The organism is Bacillus paramycoides, from assembly GCF_001884235.1.
Lineage (GTDB): Bacteria > Bacillota > Bacilli > Bacillales > Bacillaceae_G > Bacillus_A > Bacillus_A paramycoides.
Genome location: NZ_MAOI01000070.1, coordinates 31139 through 52196, shown reverse-complemented (window position 1 = coordinate 52196; position 21058 = coordinate 31139). Strand labels below are relative to the sequence as shown.

The 21058-nt window shown below is 37.7% G+C and carries 21 protein-coding genes; all 21 read right to left on the bottom strand.

Features of this window, described 5'->3' with window-relative positions; translation table 11 throughout:
* Positions 1 to 25 precede the first annotated feature (25 nt).
* The 21 genes from trmFO to fabD all read right to left on the bottom strand — a co-directional run bounded on the left by trmFO (position 26) and on the right by fabD (position 21044).
* Complete coding sequence (trmFO, locus tag BAU28_RS14000) at positions 26 to 1330, bottom strand: FADH(2)-oxidizing methylenetetrahydrofolate--tRNA-(uracil(54)-C(5))-methyltransferase TrmFO (protein WP_071718855.1); 1305 nt, start codon at positions 1328 to 1330, stop codon at positions 26 to 28.
* A gap of 48 nt (positions 1331 to 1378) precedes the next feature.
* Positions 1379 to 3457 (bottom strand): type I DNA topoisomerase, encoded by a 2079-nt coding sequence (topA, locus tag BAU28_RS13995; RefSeq protein WP_002173098.1) that lies wholly within the window; start codon positions 3455 to 3457, stop codon positions 1379 to 1381.
* 144 nt (positions 3458 to 3601) lie between these two features.
* Positions 3602 to 4471: a DNA-processing protein DprA gene (gene dprA, locus BAU28_RS13990; RefSeq protein ID WP_071718854.1), complete on the bottom strand. Its 870-nt coding sequence runs from the start codon at positions 4469 to 4471 to the stop codon at positions 3602 to 3604.
* Positions 4472 to 4559: 88 nt separating this feature from the next.
* Positions 4560 to 5462, bottom strand: a complete 903-nt coding sequence (gene sucD, locus BAU28_RS13985) for a succinate--CoA ligase subunit alpha (protein ID WP_000115186.1) — start codon at positions 5460 to 5462, stop codon at positions 4560 to 4562.
* A 19-nt stretch (positions 5463 to 5481) separates the two neighbouring features.
* Positions 5482 to 6642, bottom strand: a complete 1161-nt coding sequence (gene sucC / locus BAU28_RS13980) for an ADP-forming succinate--CoA ligase subunit beta (protein WP_002173100.1) — start codon at positions 6640 to 6642, stop codon at positions 5482 to 5484.
* A 194-nt stretch (positions 6643 to 6836) separates the two neighbouring features.
* Entirely contained in the window at positions 6837 to 7610 is a 774-nt protein-coding gene (locus BAU28_RS13975) for a ribonuclease HII (protein WP_071718853.1), read from the bottom strand.
* Positions 7611 to 7666: 56 nt separating this feature from the next.
* The gene (gene ylqF / locus BAU28_RS13970) at positions 7667 to 8557 is read right to left on the bottom strand and encodes a ribosome biogenesis GTPase YlqF (RefSeq protein WP_002173102.1); all 891 of its coding nucleotides are present in this window, start codon (positions 8555 to 8557) and stop codon (positions 7667 to 7669) included.
* 20 nt (positions 8558 to 8577) lie between these two features.
* A complete protein-coding gene (gene lepB, locus BAU28_RS13965) occupies positions 8578 to 9129 on the bottom strand; it encodes a signal peptidase I (protein WP_025148333.1) in 552 nt (183 codons plus the stop codon).
* A gap of 101 nt (positions 9130 to 9230) precedes the next feature.
* The gene (gene rplS / locus BAU28_RS13960) at positions 9231 to 9575 is read right to left on the bottom strand and encodes a 50S ribosomal protein L19 (RefSeq protein ID WP_001186516.1); all 345 of its coding nucleotides are present in this window, start codon (positions 9573 to 9575) and stop codon (positions 9231 to 9233) included.
* Positions 9576 to 9721: 146 nt separating this feature from the next.
* Complete coding sequence (gene trmD, locus BAU28_RS13955) at positions 9722 to 10456, bottom strand: tRNA (guanosine(37)-N1)-methyltransferase TrmD (protein WP_002173104.1); 735 nt, start codon at positions 10454 to 10456, stop codon at positions 9722 to 9724.
* Complete coding sequence (gene rimM / locus BAU28_RS13950) at positions 10456 to 10971, bottom strand: ribosome maturation factor RimM (protein ID WP_071718852.1); 516 nt, start codon at positions 10969 to 10971, stop codon at positions 10456 to 10458. Before rimM ends, trmD begins: the two co-directional genes overlap by 1 nt.
* Positions 10972 to 11092: 121 nt before the next feature.
* The gene (locus BAU28_RS13945) at positions 11093 to 11320 is read right to left on the bottom strand and encodes a KH domain-containing protein (RefSeq protein ID WP_000737397.1); all 228 of its coding nucleotides are present in this window, start codon (positions 11318 to 11320) and stop codon (positions 11093 to 11095) included.
* A gap of 14 nt (positions 11321 to 11334) precedes the next feature.
* Entirely contained in the window at positions 11335 to 11607 is a 273-nt protein-coding gene (gene rpsP, locus BAU28_RS13940; protein ID WP_000268750.1) for a 30S ribosomal protein S16, read from the bottom strand.
* Positions 11608 to 11708: 101 nt separating this feature from the next.
* A complete protein-coding gene (gene ffh, locus BAU28_RS13935) occupies positions 11709 to 13058 on the bottom strand; it encodes a signal recognition particle protein (RefSeq protein ID WP_071718851.1) in 1350 nt (449 codons plus the stop codon).
* Between the two features lie 12 nt (positions 13059 to 13070).
* Positions 13071 to 13403: a putative DNA-binding protein gene (locus tag BAU28_RS13930; RefSeq protein ID WP_000891061.1), complete on the bottom strand. Its 333-nt coding sequence runs from the start codon at positions 13401 to 13403 to the stop codon at positions 13071 to 13073.
* A 134-nt stretch (positions 13404 to 13537) separates the two neighbouring features.
* Positions 13538 to 14527 (bottom strand): signal recognition particle-docking protein FtsY, encoded by a 990-nt coding sequence (gene ftsY / locus BAU28_RS13925; RefSeq protein ID WP_071718850.1) that lies wholly within the window; start codon positions 14525 to 14527, stop codon positions 13538 to 13540.
* A gap of 14 nt (positions 14528 to 14541) precedes the next feature.
* Positions 14542 to 18111 carry a chromosome segregation protein SMC gene (smc, locus tag BAU28_RS13920; RefSeq protein ID WP_071718849.1) on the bottom strand — a complete coding sequence of 1190 codons (3570 nt, stop codon included), beginning with the start codon at positions 18109 to 18111 and terminating at the stop codon, positions 14542 to 14544.
* Between the two features lie 148 nt (positions 18112 to 18259).
* Positions 18260 to 18997: a ribonuclease III gene (gene rncS / locus BAU28_RS13915; protein ID WP_025148326.1), complete on the bottom strand. Its 738-nt coding sequence runs from the start codon at positions 18995 to 18997 to the stop codon at positions 18260 to 18262.
* 59 nt (positions 18998 to 19056) lie between these two features.
* Positions 19057 to 19290: an acyl carrier protein gene (acpP, locus tag BAU28_RS13910; protein WP_000786062.1), complete on the bottom strand. Its 234-nt coding sequence runs from the start codon at positions 19288 to 19290 to the stop codon at positions 19057 to 19059.
* A 69-nt stretch (positions 19291 to 19359) separates the two neighbouring features.
* On the bottom strand, positions 19360 to 20100 hold the full coding sequence (gene fabG, locus BAU28_RS13905; protein WP_048373926.1) for a 3-oxoacyl-[acyl-carrier-protein] reductase: 741 nt from the start codon (positions 20098 to 20100) through the stop codon (positions 19360 to 19362).
* Positions 20100 to 21044, bottom strand: a complete 945-nt coding sequence (gene fabD, locus BAU28_RS13900; RefSeq protein ID WP_025148324.1) for an ACP S-malonyltransferase — start codon at positions 21042 to 21044, stop codon at positions 20100 to 20102. Before fabD ends, fabG begins: the two co-directional genes overlap by 1 nt.
* Positions 21045 to 21058 lie beyond the last annotated feature (14 nt).

Sequence of the window (21058 nt, the reverse complement as noted above, 5' to 3'; positions counted from 1 at the left end):
TTAGTAGCCTTTGCAAGAAATTTAATTAAATATTTACAAAATTTTGAATTGTTTCTAAAGCGCGTGTAGCATATGCTTCATTTCGCTCTTGTTTCTTTTTAATTTTCTTCTCTAACGGTGCAAATAAACCGAAGTTTGCATTCATTGGCTGGAAGTTTTTTGCATTTGTCGCAGTAATATAATTTGCCATACTTCCCATTGCAGTTACAGGTGGTAATACAACTGGCTCTTCACCTTGTACAAGTCGAGCAGCGTTAATACCCGCTAATAATCCTGATGCTGCTGATTCAACATAACCCTCTACCCCAGTCATTTGACCAGCGAAGAATAAATCATCGCGTTGTTTATATTGATATGTTGGACGAAGCAAATTAGGCGAATTAATAAACGTATTACGATGCATTACACCATAACGTACAATCTCTGCGTTTTCTAGTCCTGGAATTAGCTGTAACACTTCTTTTTGTGGCCCCCACTTTAAATGTGTTTGGAAGCCTACAATATTGTATAATGTTCCTGCCGCATCATCTTGACGTAACTGAACAACCGCATATGGTGTTTTCCCTGTTTTCGGATCTTCTAACCCAACAGGCTTCATCGGTCCAAATACTAACGTCTGTCTTCCTCTACTTGCCATAACTTCTACTGGCATACAACCTTCAAAGAAAATTTCTTTTTCAAATTCTTTTAAAGGCACTGTCTCAGCAGCAATTAAAGCCTCATAAAAGCGATCGAACTCTTCTTCTGTCATTGGACAGTTTAAATATGCCGCTTCACCTTTATCATAACGAGATTTTAAATATACTTTATTCATATCAATGCTGTCCTTCTCAACGATTGGCGCTGCAGCATCATAGAAATAAAAATAATCTTCACCTGTTAGTTTTTTTAATTGTGCAGAAAGATCTGGAGACGTAAGTGGACCTGTCGCAATAACAGTTGGTCCCTCTGGAATTTCAGTGATTTCCTCATTCATTACAGTTACGTTCGGATGATTTTTCACATATTCAGTCACTTTCGCCGCGAATTCATGACGGTCTACAGCTAAAGCACCTCCTGCTGGTACAGAGCACTCATCAGCTGCACGAATAATGACAGAATCCATTAGGCGCATTTCTTCTTTAATAACACCAACAGCATTTGTTAATGTGTTTGCGCGTAGTGAGTTACTACATACTAATTCAGCAAATTTATCTGTATGATGAGCTGGTGTTTGTCGCACTGGTCTCATTTCATATAATTTTACTTGGACACCACGTTTTGCAATTTGATAAGCTGCTTCGCTTCCTGCAAGACCTGCGCCAATAACGTTTACTACTTGTGTTGTCATATATATCACCTTTCCTTTTCTTCCCGAAAAAAATGTGAGCAGTTACGCTCACATTTGTTGTTCTTCTTCATAATCACACGAAATACATTGTACTTGCACGCCTTTTTTCAACTTTTTCTCTACGAGCATACCTTCACACTTCGGACATTTACGACCAATCGGCTTATCCCAAGATACAAAGTCACATTCTGGATACGTACCGCATCCGTAGAAAAGACGTTTCTTTTTATTACTACGGCGTTCAATAATTTGTCCTTTATCACACTTCGGACAAGTAACACCGATTTCTTTTACAATCGGTTTTGTATTACGACATTCCGGGAAATTTGAACAAGCCATAAACTTCCCATATTTACCCATTTTAAAGACCATCGGGTGACTACATAATTCACAGTCTTCCCCAGCTGGTTCATCTTTAATTTCCACTTCACGCATTTCTTTTTCCGCTTTTTCTAAGCGCGGTTCAAATCCTACGTAGAAATCATCAACAATTTTCACCCAATTCGCATTTCCTTCTTCTACTTCATCAAGGCTTTGCTCCATATTGGCAGTAAATTCAATGTTAATAATCTCTGGGAAAAACTCTAAAATAAGTTCGATTACTATTCCACCAAGCTCAGTCGGAACGAAGCGTTTATTATCTAAAGCAACGTATCCACGTTTTTGGATTGTTTCAAGTGTCGGTACATAAGTAGACGGTCTCCCAATTCCAAGCTCTTCAAGTGTCCTTACTAGACGAGCCTCTGTATAACGCGGCGGAGGCTGTGTGTAATGTTGCTTCGGTTCTATATCTTTTGAAAATACAGTTTCACCTACTTCTAACGGTGGCAACATCTTATCCTTTTCTTCCGCACCATCATCTTTCGACTCTACGTACACTTTCATAAATCCTGGGAACTTTACAACTGATCCACTTGCACGGAACTGAACATTGTTATTAATGAGTCTCGCTGTAACAGTATCCATTATAGCAGATGCCATTTGACTTGCAACAAATCGCTCCCAAATCAGTTTATACAAACGGAGTTGATCACGACTTAAGAAACTTTTTAGTTCCTCTGGCTTTCTCATTACCGAAGTAGGACGAATCGCCTCATGCGCATCTTGTGCTTTCGACTTTTTCGTTTCTTTCTTCTTCTCTGTTCCTATGTATTCCGCACCAAACGCCTCAGTAATGTAATTACGAGCCTCTGTTTGAGCTGTTTCTGAGATACGTGTTGAATCGGTTCTCATATACGTAATAAGACCTACAGTCCCTTGTTTTCCAAGATCTATCCCTTCATACAGTTGCTGTGCAAGCATCATTGTTTTCTTTGCTCGCATATTTAACTTACGCGCTGCCTCTTGTTGTAAGGAAGATGTTGTAAACGGTAATGCAGGATTACGCTTTCGCTCTTTTCGCGTTACATTTTCAACCGAAAACGCATTGTCTTTCATCTTTTCGATTATTTCGTTCACTTGTGCTTCGTTCGTTAATTGAACTTTTTCACCATCTACACCGTAAAAGCTTGCTTCAAATGTGTCTTTCCCTTTCACAAATTCTGTTTTAATTGTCCAGAATTCTTCAGGTTCAAAGCTTTGAATTTCTCTTTCACGTTCGATGATTAAACGAACTGCTACAGATTGTACGCGTCCTGCACTTAATCCTTTTTTTACTTTCTTCCATAATAAAGGACTAATATTGTAGCCAACAAGACGATCGAGTATACGCCTTGCCTGTTGTGCATCTACTAAATCCATATTAATTGCACGAGGGTATTTAAATGATTCTTTTATTGCATCTTTTGTAATCTCATTAAATACAACTCGGCAATCTGATTCAACGTCCACATTTAACGTATTTGCTAAATGCCAAGCAATTGCTTCTCCTTCACGATCCGGATCGGCCGCGAGATAGACTTTCTTTGCTTTTTTTGCCGCTGATTTTAAATCTTTTAAAACGGGACCCTTACCACGAATGGTAATATACTTCGGGGTGAAGTTATTCTTTACTTCTATCCCCATTTGGCTTTTAGGTAAATCGCGGACATGTCCCATGGACGCGACGACTTTGTATTTTTTCCCTAAATATTTTTCAATGGTCTTCGCCTTAGAAGGCGACTCCACGATTACAAGGTAATCTGACATGCTAGTGCCTCCTTAAGAGGTGGATTCAAGTCTTCATCAATCTTATTGATTTCTCTTGTTTTTGTCAATCAAGAATGAATATACCATACAGCGACAATCTACCATTTGTCAATAATTGTTTAATAAAAACATAAAAATATAAGGTTAATTTAAAATTTCTTCAAGGATATCCTTTGTATTTCTTACTAGCTTTGCGCCTTGTTGAATTAGATGATTCGTTCCGGCTGCACTCTCTATAAATATAGGACCAGGAAGTGCAAACACCTCTCTATTTTGTTCTAATGCAAGGTCTGCAGTAATAAGGGATCCACTTCTCGCTTTTGCTTCTACAACTAAAACACCTTTACTTATACCGCTAATAATTCGATTTCTTTTTGGAAAATACCATTTTTTCGGCGCATAATGCGGCGGATACTCTGTCAATAACAATATATAGTCTTTCCACGTTTCATATAAACCTCTATTCTCCTTTGGATACATATAAGATAATCCGTGTCCTAATATTGCAATAGTCGGGCAATGCTGCCTTACCGTAACTTCGTGAGCAATTGTATCTATCCCTCTTGCAAATCCACTAACAATAAGCCATTCTTTTTCAAGTAAAGGGTGTAAGATAAACCTCATACTCTCCTTTCCATATAAAGACGGCTCTCTCGTTCCAACAATTGCCAATTTATTCACTTTATTCAGAAAACCTCTTTCTCCTTTTCCGTATAAAACAAAAGGGGGATCTTGTATTTCTCGCAGTAATTGTGGATAGTCCTTATCCCATATTGTTATATAAAATATTCTCTTTTTTTCTAACTGGGATACATATTGTTGGAGATTTGAAATTTGAAGAAAATTTACTAGTTCTAAAGATTTTTCCGAGGATATTCCAGTGTAATACTCAAACTGATTCGGACTATAAGTGTATATTCCCTTCAGTTCTGGATCAACATATAGTAGCCTCTCCATTGCCTTCCAATGATCTGCCAATATGTAATGAAGGTGCAATAATCGTTCTCTTTTCATCTTAATTCTCCTTACCCATAATTTTTATTATGTAAACAGAAAAAAGTGTAAAAAGGCACCTCAAACAAGGAGGTGCCTTTCAAAAAGATTAGTAGTTTTTACAAGTCTCAAATAATCCCTTTTCTTTTAAAACAGAGATTAATGTTTCACCCATAACAGCTGGTGTTTCTGCTACTTTAATACCGCAAGCTTCCATGGTTTTAATCTTTTCAGCAGCAGTTCCTTTGCCCCCAGAAATGATTGCCCCAGCATGGCCCATACGTTTTCCTTCTGGCGCTGTTTGACCACCAATGAAGCCTACAACCGGTTTTGTCATATTAGCTTGTACCCACTCAGCTGCCTCTTCTTCTGCCGTACCGCCAATTTCACCAATCATAATTACAGCATGCGTTTCTTCATCTTCATTAAATGCTTTTAACGCATCAATAAAGTCTGTACCGTTAACAGGATCCCCACCAATACCTACAGCAGTAGATTGGCCAATACCTTCTTGTGTTAACTGATGTACAGCTTCATACGTTAATGTACCAGAGCGAGATACGATACCAACATGACCTTTTTTGTGAATATATCCTGGCATAATACCAATTTTACATTCGTCAGGTGTAATAACACCAGGGCAGTTTGGTCCAAGTAAACGTGTATGTTTACCCGCCATATATCTCTTAACGTTTACCATATCTAATACAGGGATTCCTTCAGTAATACATACTACTAAATCAATCTTTGCATCAACAGCTTCCATAATTGCATCAGCCGCAAAAGCGGGTGGAACGTATACAACTGAAGCGTTTGCGCCTGTTGCTTTCACAGCATCTTCTACTGTATCAAATACTGGTACACCTTCAATATCAGTGCCACCTTTACCTGGTGTTACACCACCGACAATTTTCGTACCGTATTCAATCATTTGTTTTGTATGGAATAATCCTTGAGAACCTGTAATACCTTGAACAATAACTTTTGTATCTTTATTAACTAATACGCTCATTTTTCTCCCCCGCTTTCTATTAGCCCACTAGTGAAACAATTTTTTGTGCACCGTCTGCCATAGATTCTGCTGCAACAATATTTAAACCAGACTCATTTAAAATTTTCTTACCTAACTCTACGTTTGTACCTTCAAGACGTACAACTAAAGGCAACTCAAGACCTACTTGCTTCGTTGCTTCAATAACACCTTCTGCGATAACATCACACTTCATAATGCCACCAAAAATGTTAACGAAGATACCTTTTACATTTTTATCAGAAAGGATAATTTTGAATGCTTCTGTAACTTTTTCAGCTGTCGCGCCGCCACCAACATCTAAGAAGTTAGCTGGGTCACCATGGTAATGTTTAATGATATCCATTGTAGCCATTGCTAAACCTGCACCATTAACCATACAACCGATATTTCCATCTAAAGGAATGTAGTTTAAGTCATATTTAGAAGCTTCAATTTCTTTTGAATCTTCTTCATCAAGATCACGAAGTTCTAAAATGTCTTTATGGCGATATAACGCATTAGAATCAAAGTTTAATTTTGCATCTAATGCCATTACTTTACCGTCACCTGTTGTAACAAGTGGATTAATCTCAGCGATAGAGCAATCTTTTTCGATAAACGCACTATATAAGCCCATCATAAACTTCACAGCTTGTCCTACAAGCTCTTTTGGAATATTGATGTTAAACGCGATTCGACGCGCTTGGAAACCTTGTAAACCTACTGCTGGATCAATATATTCTTTAAAGATTTTTTCAGGTGTTTTTTCTGCTACTTCTTCAATTTCTGTTCCACCTTCTTCAGATGCCATTAAAACAACTTGAGAAGTTGCACGATCTAATACAAGACCTACATAATATTCTTTTTTAATATCGCAACCTTCTTCGATAAGTAAGCGTTTTACTTCCTTACCTTCAGGACCTGTTTGATGTGTCACAAGTGTAGTTCCTAAAATGCTTTCCGCATATGTACGAACTTCTTCTAAATTTTTCGCAACTTTTACTCCGCCAGCTTTGCCGCGTCCACCAGCGTGAATTTGTGCTTTAACTACACATACATCCGTTCCTAATTCTTTCGCTGCTTCTACAGCTTCTTCTACTGTAAATGCAACCTTCCCGTTCGGAACGCTAACCCCATAGCTTCTAAGGACTGCCTTACCTTGGTACTCATGGATATTCATGGTCCCATCCTCCCCTGTTTTCCTGTTTTACTCGAAAAGTTTTTTAATGTTGAAAAAACATTACATTGCCATTGTATAAGATGATTGGCACGCTGTCTACAATAAAGTGTCAGAAAACTGAAATCGCTTTATTCTTTTTTGAAAATAATAATGTTCATATACCAAAATAAAAAAATAAGCTGTATATTCACAGCTTATTTTTGAATCATATCTTTAATTGGTGCGAATGATTTCCGATGTTCCTCTAATACCCCATGCACTTCAATCGCTTCTAAATGCTGTTTCGTCCCATATCCCATATGTTGTTCAAATCCATATGCAGGATACTTTTCACCTAATTCTTTCATCATACGATCTCTCGTCACTTTCGCAATAATAGATGCAGCCGAAATAGAGACACTTTTCGCATCACCTTTAATAATTGATGTTTGCGGAATTGATGTAGGAAGCTTCATCGCATCGATTAATAAATATTCTGGTGTACATGATAAATTAGCAACAGCATCTAACATCGCTTGCTTCGTTGCTTGATAAATATTTATTTCATCAATAACTTGTGGTGATACAATGCCAACTCCAATCGCAATCGCATGGTCTTTAATTTCATCATAAAAACGCTCACGCTTCGCTTCACTTAATTTTTTTGAGTCATTTAATCCTGGAATATAAAAATCTTCTGGGAGGATGACAGCCGCCGTCACAACCGGTCCAGCTAACGGTCCTCGGCCCACTTCATCAATGCCAGCAATGTATGTGAGACCTTTTTCACGTAACGCATTTTCATATTTTGACATTTCTAAAAATTTTTCTCTTTCTTTTTGTGCTAATTCTTTTTGTTTATACCACTTCAAAATTAGTTTTTGAACACCTTTTCGCTCATCTTTCAATAACAGTTGAAAATGTTCATCCTCTTCACTCATAATTTCTTGCAATAAACATTCAGCTTCTTGAATAGTCATTTTTTGCATATATGTACACTCCCTTTTAAACGTAACCAAAAAGAAAAGACGCACAAACGCACGTCTTATACTTCTTCTACTTTTTCCACTTCTTCTACCTGCTCTGCAAATTCTTCTGGTGTCTCAAACGTCATTCTTCCAAGTTTACCACCACGAAGTTCACGAAGTATAAGCTCAGATGTTTTATCATAATCAATCATTCCGCCGCCCATTAAGCAACCTCTGTTTTTTCCGATTGCATCAAATAACTCCACGATATCTTCTGGAATCTCATTTAAATTATATCGCTCTTTCAAACGTTCTGGATAATGTTTCTCCATAAAACGTAATGCGTAAACAGCTACATCTTGTAAATTTAAAATTGAATCTTTAATTGCACCCGTTGTCGCTAAGCGAAGACCCACTAATTGATCTTCAAATTTAGGCCATAAAATACCCGGTGTATCTAACAGTTCCATTTCTTTCCCAACTTTAATCCATTGTTGGGCTGTTGTCACACCTGGGCGATCTCCTGTTTTAGCAATATTTTTCTTCGCCAACTTATTAATTAACGTAGATTTACCAACATTCGGTATACCTACAATTAATGCACGAATTGCTCTCGGTCTAATACCTTTAGCAACCATTTTGTCAAATTTTTCTTTAACCAACACTTTACAAGCCGCTGTAATTTCCTTCATCCCTTGTCCAGCTTGTGCGTTAATTGAAATTGCCATATGACCTTTTTCTTTAAAGTATGCAATCCACTGCTTCGTTAGACGGTCATCCGCCATATCCGCTTTATTTAAAACAACAAGTCTTGGTTTATGTGTAATAATTTCATCAATCATTGGGTTTCGAGATGATAAAGGTAATCGAGCATCTACAAGCTCAATTACAACATCAATTAACTTTAATTTTTCGGTTACTTGGCGTCTAGCCTTTGCCATATGTCCCGGGAACCATTGAATTACCATGTTGCCACCTTCTTTTTCTTTTATTTCACAATACGTGCATCTTTTAACGGCCAATATAACATATTTGCTTTACCAATCACTTGGTCCATTGAAATTGTACCAATTGAGCGGCTATCTTTACTAAAACGACGATTATCGCCTAAAACAAATAATTGACCTTCTGGAACAGTTTTCTTTCCTGTCATTTCTTCAAGAGTAAAATCATATGTAAGCGGTCCGTCAGCAAGTTGTTTTTTCTGCTTATCTAAATACGGCTCCTCATAAGGTTTCCCGTTAACATATAGTTTATCATTACGGTATTCGATTTCATCGCCTGGTAGGCCAATAATACGCTTAATATAATCTTTTTCTTCCGTCGCTCGGAATACAATAATATCAAAGCGCTTCGGATCACCTATGTGATAGCCAATTTTATTAACAATCATTCGATCACGGTCATGTAAAGTCGGCGACATCGATACACCATCTACGAGAATTGGGGCAAAGAAAAACTGTCTAATTACACCCGCTAATACAATGGCAATCAAAATTGCTTTAATCCATTCCCAAAGTGAACTCTTCTCTTTCTTCATGCTTTTCCCCTCCACAGTTATGTAAGCTGTTCGTATTATATCAAAATTTCATATAGATTGGAAAAAGGGAGCTTGCGTATTTACAAGCTCCCATACATGTCTTATCGAATTTCTTTAATACGTGCTTTTTTACCGCGAAGGTTACGTAAGTAGTATAACTTAGCACGACGTACTTTACCACGGCGAAGTACTTCGATTTTCGCGATTCTTGGCGTGTGAACTGGGAATGTACGCTCAACACCTACGCCGTAAGAAATCTTACGAACTGTGAATGTTTCACTGATTCCGCCACCACGACGTTTGATTACAACACCTTCGAAAAGCTGAATTCTTTCACGAGTTCCCTCAACTACTTTTACGTGTACACGTAAAGTGTCTCCAGGACGGAATGAAGGAAGGTCAGTTTTTAATTGGCCTTTTGTAATTTCTGCGATTAATTGTTGCATATTAAATTCTCTCCTTTAAACAGATGCTCTTATAAAGTCTTATTAAATTACAGCGGAACATCGTTAATATGGCCACTGATTTCAGTAGCACAAATGTTATAATAGCATATTGCTAGGACTGTTGCAATAGAAAATATATCAAGCCCTTATTGGTCTTCTTTTATCTGTTCCAGCCATTTCTCTTCTTGCTTAGATAATTCTCGTTCTTCCAATAAATCCGGTCTACGTGTGTACGTACGACGCAAGGATTCTTTATGGCGCCATTCATCAATATTTTTATGATTTCCTGACATTAGTACATCCGGTACCTTCATACCACGAAAATCAGCAGGACGTGTATAATGTGGGTGTTCTAACAAACCTGTGCTAAAAGAGTCTTCCACTTGTGACGTTTGATTCCCAAGTACTCCTGGTAAAAGACGTACAACACTATCAGTAACTACCATAGAGGCTAATTCTCCACCGGTTAATACGTAATCACCAATAGAAATCTCATCTGTTACAAGATGTTCACGAATTCTTTCATCGTATCCTTCATAATGGCCACATACAAAAATAACATGCTCTTCTCCAGCAAGCTCTTCTGCCTTCTTCTGCGTGAAACGCTCTCCTTGTGGACACATTAAGACGATTCTCGGTTTACGGTCTGTTTCCTTCGTTAGCTCTTCCACCGCATCAAAGATAGGTTGTGGGGTTAATACCATTCCAGCGCCCCCACCATACGGATAATCATCTACACTATTATGCTTACTAGTTGTATAATCACGGAAATTGACAACACGAAGCTCTACCGCTTCTTTTTCTTGAGCCTTCTTTAAAATTGAAGACCCAAACACACCTGTAAACATATCTGGAAACAATGTTAAAATGTCAATTTTCATTATAGCAATCCTTCCATTACATGAATGGTTACTAATTTATTTTCAATATTAACTTGAAGCACAACGTCATCAATGTAAGGAATTAAAAGATCTTGGCCCTTTGGACGTTTAATCACCCAAACATCATTTGCACCAGGGGATAGAATCTCTTTGATTGTCCCTAACGCTTCTCCTTCTTCCGTTACAACGTTGCAACCAATAATTTCATGATAGTAGTATTCACCTTCAGCTAGCTCGCCTAACTGCTCTTCTGGTACTTTTATTAAAGAACCTTTAAACTTCTCTACTTCATCTACATTGTTGTATCCTTCAAATGTTAATAAATCAAATGTCTTATGTTGACGATGAGAAGTTACCTTCACTGGAAGATAGTCTGTACCTTTCTCATTCGATATGTATAACGTGTTTCCTACCTTATATCGCTCTTCCGGAAAATCAGTACGAGAAATAACACGAATTTCTCCTCTTACGCCATGAGTATTTACAATTTTCCCTACGTTAAACCATTTTGTCATAAATAGTATGTCACCCCTGGTTTCTATATAAATTAAGCATCTCCATTTCATATACGGAACATGCAGTTTCTCTTTAAATGTTAAAAAAGGGAGAGGAAATAACTCCTCGCCCTTTTTACGTTTATTGAATTTCCAGTGTTACTTTTTCATCATTATGATGTCCCACTGAATACAAGAGCATTCGAATTGCTTTCGCAACTTTCCCTTGCTTTCCAATGACTTTTCCAACATCCTCAGGATGTACAGTTAATCGATACTTTATCTCTCCGTTGTAAAGTTCCTGTGTAACTTTTACATCTTCAGGATGATCGACAAGAGGCTTGACAATCGTCTCGACTAACTTCTTCATAGTCATTGCCTCAATTACTTACCTTGTTTAGATAAGTGGAATTTCTCCATGATACCTTGGTTAGAGAATAGGTTACGAACTGTATCAGATGGTTTAGCACCGTTTCCTAACCATTTTAATGCTGCTTCTTCGTTGATCTTAACTTCAGCTGGTTGAGCAACCGGATTGTAAGTACCGATTTCCTCAATGAAACGTCCGTCACGAGGAGAACGAGAATCTGCAACAACTACACGATAGAAAGGAGTTTTTTTAGCTCCCATACGTTTTAAACGAATTTTAACTGCCATTTATAAAGCACCTCCGAATTTATTTCACACAGATAATTATATTAGCAAAAAGACTATTGCTTTGTAAAGTATTTTTTCTTAACAGAGCCATCTTTTTTTCCTTACATGAATGGAAACTTCAATCCACCTAGTCCTTTTTTCTTACCTTTTTGCATTCCCGTCATCGTCTTCATCATTTTTTTCATATCATCAAACTGCTTGATTAGACGATTGATTTCTTGTACTGTTGTACCGCTACCTTTGGCAATGCGCTTTTTACGACTAGCATTGATTATTTCCGGTTGTTCTCGTTCTAATTTAGTCATAGAACGAATAATTGCCTCAATATGCCCAATTTGTTTTTCATCAACTTGCGCATTTTTCAGCCCTTTAATTTTATTTGCACCAGGAAGCATTCCTAACAATTCATCAAGTGGTCCAAGTTGACGCACTTGTCCAAGTTGTTCTAGGAAATCGTCAAGCGTAAACGAAAGCGTACGCATTTTTTGCTCAAGTTCTTTTGCTTTCTCTTCATCAACTGTAGCTTGCGCTTTTTCAATTAATGTTAAGACATCACCCATCCCTAAAATACGGGATGCCATACGTTCTGGATGGAACTCTTCAATCGCATCTAGTTTTTCACCCATACCAGCAAATTTAATTGGTGTGTTTGTTACAGCCTTAATAGATAATGCCGCACCACCGCGCGTGTCACCATCTAATTTCGTTAATACAACACCTGTTAACCCTAACTGCTCATGGAAACTTTGTGCAACATTTACCGCGTCTTGTCCCGTCATCGCATCGACAACAAGGAAAATTTCATCCGGTTTCGCAACTTCTTTAACTTTCGCTAATTCATCCATTAGTTCTTCATCAATATGCAGGCGACCCGCCGTATCGATTAAAACATAATCGTGATGATCTTCTTTTGCTTTTGCAATCGCTTGTTTCGCAATTTCAACAGGACTTACTTGATCTCCTAAAGAGAAAACAGGCATGTCCAATTGCTTCCCTAATGTTTCAAGCTGTTTAATCGCTGCTGGACGGTAAATATCCGCTGCAACAAGCATCGGTTTACGATTATGCTTTTTACGAAGCAAATTCGCAAGCTTACCTGTCGTCGTTGTTTTACCCGCACCTTGCAGACCAACCATCATAATAACAGTCGGTGGCTTATTAGCAACAGCAATTTTGCTTTGCTCTCCGCCCATAAGTCCTGTAAGTTCTTCCTGTACGACTTTAATTACTTGTTGTCCAGGTGTCAAACTTTTCATTACATCTTGTCCGACAGCACGCTCAGACACACGCTTTACAAAATCTTTTACTACTTTAAAGTTAACATCCGCTTCTAAAAGAGCTAGACGAACTTCTCTCATCATTTCTTTCACATCGGCTTCAGAAACTTTTCCTTTGCCGCGGATTTTTTGCATTGTCTGTTGAAGTCGGTCGGCTAATCCTTCAAATGCCATATTGCCGCCCTCCTAATCTAATTTTTCGATAGCTTCAACAACTTGTTTCATTTCTTCATTCACATGCTCTTCTTCGCTGATTAGCTGTTTTAGCTTTGCAACAAGTCGCTGTCGCTCTTGAAACTTTTGAAGTAATACTAATTTATCTTCATATTCTTCAAGCATCGCTTCAGTCCGTTTAATGTTATCATACACGGCTTGGCGACTTACATCAAATTCTTCCGCAATTTCACCAAGAGATAAATCATCTAGATAATAAAGCGACATATAACTTCTTTGTTTTTGCGTTAACAACGATTGATAAAAATCAAATAAATAGTTCATTCTCGTTGTTTTTTCGAGCATGTTGGATCATCCTTTGTTAAGTGATTTCCCTTTACATGAATTAGTTTACATGGAGTATAAAAGAGTGTCAAGTTTTTTTCTTAACATCACATATTTTTTTATACAAAAAGAAGCGGGAATACCGCTTCTTTCACTTACACTTCTTCTGTTTCTACCAAGTTCGCAAATAAACCATAAACATATTGTTCTGGATCAAACTGCTGCAGATCATCCATTTGCTCTCCTAATCCAACAAATTTCACCGGTACATCCATTTCGTTACGAATTGCTAATACGATACCACCTTTAGCAGTTCCATCTAACTTCGTTAAAACAATGCCAGTAACATTCGTTGCTTCACGGAATGTTTTCGCTTGGCTTAAACCATTTTGTCCTGTTGTTGCATCAATAACAAGTAATACTTCATGAGGAGCTCCTGGTACTTCACGCTCAATTACACGCTTCACTTTCTCTAACTCTTTCATTAAGTTTACTTTGTTTTGTAAGCGTCCTGCTGTATCACATAGCAATACATCCACTTTACGAGCCTTTGCCGCTTGTACAGCATCGTACATAACCGCCGCTGGGTCAGATCCTGATCCTTGTTTAATTACTTCTACACCAACGCGTTCGCCCCATACTTCTAATTGTTCAATCGCCCCAGCACGGAATGTATCTCCTGCCGCTAATAGGACAGACTTACCTTCCGATTTAAATTTATGTGCAAGCTTACCAATTGTCGTCGTTTTCCCAACACCATTAACACCAACAAATAAAACAACTGTTAATTGATTCTCTTGTATATTAACTTCATTACTAAAATCGCTGTCACCTTTGTAAATTCCCACTAACTTCTCAGAAATAACAGCCTGTACTTCTTTCGGATCTTGAATGTTACGACGTTGCACTTCTTCTTTCAGCTGATCAATTAATTCCATCACCGTCGAAACTCCGACATCTGCACTAATTAAAATTTCTTCTAATTCCTCAAAGAAATCTTCGTCTATTTTACGGTAACGATACACTAGGTCATTTACTTTATCAGCAAATGAATTTCTCGTTTTTTCTAATCCTTGTTTAAACTTCTCTGTTACCGTATCTGTTTGTTTTGAAATTTTTTCTTTTAATTTTTTAAAAAAGCTCATACTTCCCATCCTTCCTATTTACTTGCCACAAGTTCTTCGCCATCGTCTAAACGAACAGAAACAAGCTTAGACACCCCTGATTCTTGCATTGTTACACCGTACAATACATCAGACTCTTCCATTGTACCTTTCCGGTGTGTAATTACAATAAACTGCGTTTCATCACTAAATTTCTTTAAATACTGTGCAAAACGAGCAACGTTTGCCTCATCAAGAGCTGCTTCTACCTCATCTAGCACACAGAATGGAACTGGGCGTACTTTTAAAATACCAAATAAGAGCGCAATTGCCGTTAAAGCACGCTCTCCACCTGAAAGTAAACCTAAGTTTTGTAATTTCTTCCCTGGCGGTTGCGCTACAATATCAATACCAGTATTTAATAAATCTTCTGGATTTGTCATTACTAAATCCGCTCTTCCGCCTCCGAATAATTCAGAGAATACAGATTGAAACTCCGTTCGAATGCCTTCAAACGTAGTAGAAAAGCGTTTTTTCATCTCTTCATCCATTTCCGTAATAAGTTGATGCAATGTCGATTTCGCTTCTTCTAGGTCATCTCTTTGCTCTAGCAAGAATGTGTGACGCTCTGCTACGCGCTCATATTCATCAATTGCCCCTAAGTTTACTGTGCCTAACTCTTCGATGGATAGTTTAATTAGTTTCACCTTTTTACGTGCATCTTCTGCAGGCATCGTCATTGTATACTTCAGTTTTGCTGCTTCAAATGAAATAGTATATGTTTCACGCAAATGTTGCAATCTATTTTCCAACTCTACATCAAGTCGGTTAATCTTCACTTCTTGATCTTTCAACATCTCAAGAATATATTTATGTTTACCTATTGTTTCTTTCACATTGCGTTCTAAATACTCTACTCTCTCTTGTAATGTTACGCGTTGTTCACGGCGAGAACGAATTAGCTCCGAAGTTTGATTACGATCATACGCTTTCTTCTCAATCATATTCGTAATTTGTTCTTCACCACTTGAATTAGATGTCATCTCTTGTTTTAAGAATGCTAAATCTTCTTTCGTTTTTACAAGCGTCGCATCTGTCTCTTCTTTTTCCTTCGTCAATCGTTCAACTTTTTCTTTTTGATTAGACAAACGCTGTTGTTGTTCAGCCGCTTGTACTTTTAGCTCAGTCATTTCCTTCTGAACTTTTTCTTTCGAAGAATGTTGTTCACTCTTTTGTTTCGTTAAAGCGACGATTTTGCTATCTAATTCCGTAATCTCTGCTTGAAGAGTCGCTAAAATCTTTTCTAACTCTTCTCTACGCCCTTGCATTTTTACTTGATCTTGTAAAAATCCTTCAATCTCTAAATCGTAAATAGATAAACGATCATTAATACGATGTTCTTCTAATTCTAAACGACTAATTTCTTCTCTTAATTTCTGTTCATCTACACGCTCTGTTTCTACACCTTGTCGTAGTTCGCGTATTTGTACTTCTTTTTCTTGAATCTCTTGCTTTACTGCTTTAACAAAGTTTTCTAGCTTCGTTGTTTTTTCTTCCATATCAGCTAGCTTATTAGTCCACTCTTCCAGTTCACGTTGACGCCCCAATATAGAGGATTTCGCTTGTTTTACAGCTCCACCAGTCATAGAACCGCCTGGATTCACTACGTCACCTTCGAGCGTTACAATACGATAGCGGTATTGCAGTTGTTTCGCTAATTCATTTGCTCCGCGTAAATCTTTCGCAACAACAACAGTACCTAATAAATTTGAAACTACATTCTCATATTTATTATTGTACTGCACAAGTTCTGCCGCCACACCAACAAACGATGGATGCTGATTCACAATGCGTAATTGATCAAATGATAACGATCTACTTTTAATAACAGCTTGAGGTAAAAACGTTGCACGGCCATGCTTATTTTGCTTTAAAAATGCAATTGCATTACGAGCATGTTCTTCTGTTTGTACTACGATATGTTGCATCGCTGCCCCAAGGGCGATTTCCATTGCGATTTCATATTCTTTCGGCACAGTCAGAAGTTCTGCAACCGCTCCTTCAATGCCTTGTAACCTATTTTCTCTAGCCTTTAATACTTCACGTACTCCTTGATAGAAACCAGAATAGTCCTCTTGCATCTCTTCTAGCATTTCTTTTCGTGAGCGCGCCTGTTGCACAAATTGATACGCTTGATACAGTTTCGTTTCATTTTCACTATACTGCGACTTACATTTCCCAAGCGCAGCTTCTGTCTTCTGTATGTCGGAAATAATGCCAGCTACTTTCTCTTTCACTTGCTCATAACTTTCTACAAGTTTCGCCTTTTTCGCTGTAATTTCCATACGCATCTGTACATATTTTTCATTTTCTTCATCAAGTCGTTCATTTTTAGAGTTTTGCTGTTTAGATTGTTCTTCAATCATAGATAATTCATTTCGATGACTTGCTTGTTGATTTAAAAGTTCAATATAATCACCTTTTAAATTCTCAATCTGTTCCTCTAAATTCTCGGCAAAAGTTGCAAGTAGTTGCTCGTTATCATGCAATTTTGTCTCCAACTCTTTTACTTGATTCACAAATTGCATTAACGCTTCTGTACTTGTTTCAATTTCACCATCATAGCTTTTAGCTTTCTCTGCCAACTCAACAATTAGTTTTTCAAGTTGCTCACAATGCGTCGTTGCATTTTGCTTTCTTTCCTTTAACAACTCACGCTGTCCTTCTAGCTTTTCTAGCTCTTTACTAGAAAGAAGGAGAACTTCTTGTAAGGAGTCTACAGATTCATCAACCGCTTGTAATTGCCCACGTAATTCCTCAAGTTCTTCTTCACTTTTTTGTAAGTTCGTCGACATTTTGGCTTCTTCATCTTTATTATGCCCAAATTGATTTCGAAGCGCTTCCCACTTCTCATGTAATTCTTCAATTTCATGCACAATAAGCGCAGCTTCTACTTTCTCTAATTCTTCTTTTTTCTCAAGATAATCTTTCGCAATAGAAGCTTGTCTTTCTAACGGCTCTACTTGACTACTTAATTCGTGAATAATATCTTGTACACGATTTAAGTTTTCTTGTGTTTCCGCCAATTTCCCTTCAGCTTTCTTTTTACGAAGTTTGTATTTCAGCACACCCGCAGCTTCTTCAAATACACCACGACGTTCTTCTGATTTACTACTTAAAATCTCTTCGACTTTCCCCTGGCTAATAATTGAAAAAGCTTCCCTTCCCATACCAGAGTCCATAAATAAATCAATAATATCTTTCAATCTACAAGATTGTTTATTAATATAAAAATCACTATCACCTGAACGAGATACACGACGCGTTACACACACCTCGTTATACTCAATCGGTAATCGTTGGTCTTCATTATTTAAAGTTAATGTTACTTCAGCAACATTAACCGCTCTTCTCGTATCACTGCCAGCAAAAATAATATCCTCCATCTTTGCACCACGTAATGACTTTGCAGATTGTTCACCCAGTACCCAGCGAATTGCATCAGTAATATTACTTTTCCCGCTCCCATTAGGTCCTACTACAGACGTTACACCTGGAACAAAATCGACAGATACACGCTCAGCAAAAGATTTAAATCCTGCTATTTCTAATCTTTTTAAAAACACGAAAGGCCTTCCTCCTATTCTCCGTTGTTATAAACGTTGTCTGTACGAAAACAAGCTACTATACGGATTTCCCCCTCCTTTTACTTACAAATAAAAGGAAAGTTTCATTCTATGCATAAGGAATCCCCCTCATTCAAAGGGGGATTCCTTATGATTGTTCTTTTAACTTTTTCAATGCTTCTGCAGCAGCTTGTTGCTCTGCTTCTTTTTTTGACTTACCACTACCAAGACCTAACGCCACGTTATTTAACGTAACACGTGACACAAATTCTCGGTTATGGGCCGGTCCTTTTTCTTGCAAAATTTGATACTCAATATTGCCACTGCCATCACGCTGAATCAATTCTTGCAATTGACTCTTATAATCCATCACATGAGAAAAAGCACCTTCATTAATTTTTGGATATACAACTTCTTTTAAGAATCCCCAAACTATTTCTAGCCCCTGATCAAGATAAAGGGCACCAATAAACGCTTCAAAGACATCCGCTAATAAAGCTGGTCGTTCACGTCCACCCGTCATTTCCTCACCTTTTCCTAATAACACCAGGCTACCAAATGACAATTCGTTTGCAAAACGAACAAGAGATGGCTCACATACAATAGCTGCACGTAGTTTTGTTAACTCACCTTCGCTCATTGTCGGATATTTTTGAAACAGATACTGTGATACAGTGAGTTCCAATACAGCATCTCCAAGAAATTCAAGACGCTCATTGTCCTCATGCGGTTTTTTTCGATGCTCATTCACATAGGATGAATGCGTAAATGCTTGAATCAATAATTTTTCATCTGTAAACGTAATACCTATCTTTTCTTGAAACACTTTAAAAGCTTCACGATATTTTGTTTCGTATTTTTTTTCTCTATATTTTCGGTACGGCATAGGTCCCTCCAGATATAAGCCGAGAAAGCCCCGCTAAAAAACGGGACTTCACTCAAACATTATAGATGACTCTCTATGTAAGTCACAGCATCGCCAACAGTAGCAATCTTTTCAGCATCTTCATCAGAAATTTCCATTTCGAATTCATCTTCTAATTGCATTACAAGTTCTACTACATCTAGGGAGTCTGCGCCTAAATCTTCTTTGAAGCTTGCAGCTGGTACTACTTCAGTCTCTTCTACACCTAAACGATCAACGATGATTTTTGTTACACGCTCTAATACATCTGCCATTCCATTCACCTCCCCTCAAATATTATATTAAATATTGTCCAAAAAAACTAGGTGAAATCCATTCTTTTATTACATTACCATACCGCCATCAACATTTAACGTTTGGCCTGTAACATATTTGCTTTGATCAGAAGCAAAAAACGTTACAGCATTTGCGATATCTTGCGCTTCACCAAACTGAGCAGCAGGAATTACTTTTAACATTTCTTCTTTTATTTTTTCATCCAAAACATCCGTCATATCAGTCGCAATAAACCCTGGAGCAATTGCATTTACAGTAATACTTCGGCTCGCTAACTCTTTTGCCGATGTTTTTGTTAATCCAATCACACCAGCTTTAGCAGCAACATAGTTTGCTTGCCCTGGGTTTCCGATAACCCCAACAACCGAAGCAATATTTATAATTCGACCGTGACGTTGACGCATCATATAACGAGATACTGCTTTCGTACATAAGAAAACACCTTTTAAGTTTGTATTAATAACTGTATCCCATTCCTCTTCTTTCATACGCATTAATAAATTATCTTTCGTTACACCTGCGTTATTTACAAGAATATCAACTTGGCCAAACGTATCTACAGTTTGTTTTACCATATTTGTAACATCATCAGCATTTGCAACATCTGCTCTTACTGCAATTGCATCCGAACCTAATTTCTTTATTTCATCAACGACTTCATTCGCCTTTTGCTCATTACCAGCATAATTTACTACAACATTTGCCCCTTGTTTCGCTAAATCAATCGCAATTGCACGACCAATTCCACGTGATGCACCAGTTACTAATGCTACTTTCCCTTTTAACATCAGCTTTCTCCTCTCAAATTTGAAATGGTATCTTTTAATGTCTCTTCATCATATATCGCATATGCTTTCACTGAAGAATCAATCGACTTCATAAGACCAGCAAGTACTTTTCCAGGTCCGATTTCAATAAATGTATCTACCCCTTGATTCACCATGTTCTCAATAGATGGGTACCATAATACAGGCGAATAGAGCTGTTCAATTAGCTTTTCTTGAATATCTGTACCACGTGTAATAACGTCTGCCGTAACATTTGCAATAACAGGAATATCCGTGTCTTGAATTGTAATTTCATTTAAAACACTTTGGAACCTATCAGCAGCTGGCTTCATAAGCGAGGAATGAAACGGTCCACTTACTTTTAGCGGAATTGCTCTTTTAGCACCATTTTCTTTCGCTCTCTGAGAAGCAAGTTCTACTCCTTGCTTTGTTCCAGAAATAACAATTTGCTTCGTGCTATTCATATTAGCAATTTGTACTGCATATCCTTCACTTGTTACTTCTTCTGTAACTCGTTTCAGCATATCCGGATCTGCACCTAAAATAGCTGCCATTGCACCTTCCCCGCCTGGAACTGCTTCTTCCATATATTCGCCACGTTTCCTTACAGCATATACAGCGTCTTCGAAAGTTAATGCACCCGCCGCTACAAGAGCGCTATATTCACCTAAACTATGTCCTGCGACAAAGTCAGGTATAATATCATACTCCTTCAAAGCTGTTAAAATTGCAAAACTCGTTGTTAATAATGCAGGTTGCGCATTTGTCGTTAATGTTAACTTTTCTTGCGGTCCTTCAAAAATCACTTCTGAAAGAGAATCATGCAAAACTTCATCCGCTTTTGCAAATACTTTTGCAACCTCTTTATTATTCTCCGCTAACTGTCTACCCATTCCAACTGCCTGTGAACCTTGGCCCGGAAAAAGAAATGCTATTTTTCCCATTTCAAATCCTCCTC

Excerpts from the sequence above, each read along its gene's own strand:
- rpsP (WP_000268750.1), bottom strand. The coding sequence starts at position 11,607 with ATGGCAGTTAAAATTCGTTTAAAACGTATGGGAGCTAAAAAAACTCCT.
- BAU28_RS13945 (WP_000737397.1), bottom strand. The coding sequence starts at position 11,320 with ATGAAGAAGTTAGTCGAGACGATTGTCAAGCCTCTTGTCGATCATCCT.
- fabG (WP_048373926.1), bottom strand. The coding sequence starts at position 20,100 with ATGTTAAAAGGGAAAGTAGCATTAGTAACTGGTGCATCACGTGGAATT.
- ylqF (WP_002173102.1), bottom strand. The coding sequence starts at position 8,557 with ATGGTAATTCAATGGTTCCCGGGACATATGGCAAAGGCTAGACGCCAA.
- rncS (WP_025148326.1), bottom strand. The coding sequence starts at position 18,997 with ATGCCGTACCGAAAATATAGAGAAAAAAAATACGAAACAAAATATCGT.
- topA (WP_002173098.1), bottom strand. The coding sequence starts at position 3,457 with ATGTCAGATTACCTTGTAATCGTGGAGTCGCCTTCTAAGGCGAAGACC.
- dprA (WP_071718854.1), bottom strand. The coding sequence starts at position 4,471 with ATGAAAAGAGAACGATTATTGCACCTTCATTACATATTGGCAGATCAT.
- BAU28_RS13975 (WP_071718853.1), bottom strand. The coding sequence starts at position 7,610 with ATGCAAAAAATGACTATTCAAGAAGCTGAATGTTTATTGCAAGAAATT.
- ffh (WP_071718851.1), bottom strand. The coding sequence starts at position 13,058 with ATGGCATTTGAAGGATTAGCCGACCGACTTCAACAGACAATGCAAAAA.
- BAU28_RS13930 (WP_000891061.1), bottom strand. The coding sequence starts at position 13,403 with ATGCTCGAAAAAACAACGAGAATGAACTATTTATTTGATTTTTATCAA.
- lepB (WP_025148333.1), bottom strand. The coding sequence starts at position 9,129 with ATGAAGAAAGAGAAGAGTTCACTTTGGGAATGGATTAAAGCAATTTTG.
- sucC (WP_002173100.1), bottom strand. The coding sequence starts at position 6,642 with ATGAATATCCATGAGTACCAAGGTAAGGCAGTCCTTAGAAGCTATGGG.
- trmD (WP_002173104.1), bottom strand. The coding sequence starts at position 10,456 with ATGAAAATTGACATTTTAACATTGTTTCCAGATATGTTTACAGGTGTG.
- rimM (WP_071718852.1), bottom strand. The coding sequence starts at position 10,971 with ATGACAAAATGGTTTAACGTAGGGAAAATTGTAAATACTCATGGCGTA.
- fabD (WP_025148324.1), bottom strand. The coding sequence starts at position 21,044 with ATGGGAAAAATAGCATTTCTTTTTCCGGGCCAAGGTTCACAGGCAGTT.
- sucD (WP_000115186.1), bottom strand. The coding sequence starts at position 5,462 with ATGAGCGTATTAGTTAATAAAGATACAAAAGTTATTGTTCAAGGTATT.
- rplS (WP_001186516.1), bottom strand. The coding sequence starts at position 9,575 with ATGCAACAATTAATCGCAGAAATTACAAAAGGCCAATTAAAAACTGAC.
- acpP (WP_000786062.1), bottom strand. The coding sequence starts at position 19,290 with ATGGCAGATGTATTAGAGCGTGTAACAAAAATCATCGTTGATCGTTTA.
- ftsY (WP_071718850.1), bottom strand. The coding sequence starts at position 14,527 with ATGAGCTTTTTTAAAAAATTAAAAGAAAAAATTTCAAAACAAACAGAT.
- trmFO (WP_071718855.1), bottom strand. The coding sequence starts at position 1,330 with ATGACAACACAAGTAGTAAACGTTATTGGCGCAGGTCTTGCAGGAAGC.